We start from the raw sequence: 1,438 nt of genomic DNA on the forward strand, positions 1-1,438 counted from the left end.
GACATAAACTGACTAACTACTATGAGGTGCTTTTTCTATGAAAAATTATTATACAATTGAGTTTAAACGCAAGTTGATTACTGAATTTATGAAAGGTCCGCTAACTTCTTATGAAATCGCTGATAAATACGATGTCCCAGCTCCCAATGTTCAGGAATGGACGCGGTGGGCAAAAAAGTATGGGCTGGCAGCCATTCAGGCCAGTGACAAGCGAAGCCATGATATTAGATCAGTAGCGGAAGTGTTACAATACCTGCAAACCGATTTGACGACTGCACAGCAAACCGCGAAACATTTTAAACTACCGCTTGCCACGATTAAAAAATGGCATTCACAATTTAAAGCCGGTGGTATAGCTGAGGTGCGTCGTCATCTTAGAGGAGTTAGTTCTATGAATAAAAACAAACGTAAAGCTTCCAGAGGTGTTCGTAAGAACAACTATGAGCAGCGCATTTCAGAACTTGAAGAACAGCTAGAAAATGCTAAATTGGAGAACCTGATCCTAAAAAAACTGCAACCCCAATCGAAGCCCTCTCAAATCGAGAGAAAGCCCAAATAGTCGATACGATTAGGGATGATGACACCAATGACTATCAAGTAGCAACACTACTTCACCAAGTTCAGCTCAAACGGCCAACGTACTATGATGAGCGGAAAAGGATTGCCAATACCGTTGATAAGTATTCTGAAATTAAACAACAGATTCTGATTATTTACCGGGACAGCCATGAAACATACGGCTATCGCCGTATTTCAAAGGTATTGGAAGTGAACCATAAAATGCATGTTTCTGAAACTAAACTTCTTGAACTAATGGCAGAAGTTGGAATTCATAATACTCTGTATAACGCACACACGACTAAGTACAGTTCGTTTAAAGGTGACAAAAAGACCTCTCCAAACATTCTGAGAGGTCAATTTGTAGCTAAGATTCCATTCACTGTTTTACACACTGATATCACTCAAGTCAAACTTTTAAACGGTAAATTTGGCTATATTTCATCAATTATGGACGAAGCAACTCGAGAAGTAATAGGGATGGTCGTTAGCGACAGTCCAAACAAAGCATTGGTGCAAGCCACGCTTGACGAAGCACAATCTAAGTTACCTGAAGGAGCAACACCAATCATGCATTCAGATCACGGCTGGCATTATCAAACCCCAGACTATCGCGGCTATCTTCAGGCAAACAATTATACGATAAGTATGTCTAGAAAGGGTAATTGTCTGGATAATGCCCCGATGGAAAGCTTCTTTCATCTGCTGAAAGTTGAGTCACTCAATCGGCATAAATATCATAATCTTGATGAGTTAAGAACGGCTGTAGACCAATACACCGAATGGTTCAATAAGACCCGAATTTCTCTAAAAACAAATGGTAAATCACCAGTGAACTATCGAGATGAACTATTGGCTGCGTAGGTGAAAATAGCATGTC

The 1,438-nt window shown here is 40.2% G+C and carries 2 protein-coding genes; both read left to right on the forward strand.

Features of this window, described 5'->3' with window-relative positions; all coding sequences use genetic code 11:
• Nucleotides 1-37 precede the first annotated feature (37 nt).
• On the forward strand, nucleotides 38-559 hold the full coding sequence (locus AC6H04_RS07010) for a transposase (RefSeq protein WP_497571024.1): 522 nt from the start codon (nucleotides 38-40) through the stop codon (nucleotides 557-559).
• 8 nt (nucleotides 560-567) lie between these two features.
• Complete coding sequence (locus tag AC6H04_RS07015; protein WP_497571025.1) at nucleotides 568-1,422, forward strand: IS3 family transposase; 855 nt, start codon at nucleotides 568-570, stop codon at nucleotides 1,420-1,422.
• Nucleotides 1,423-1,438: the final 16 nt, after the last annotated feature.

The sequence above is a fragment of the Secundilactobacillus sp. MJ173 genome (assembly GCF_059704265.1).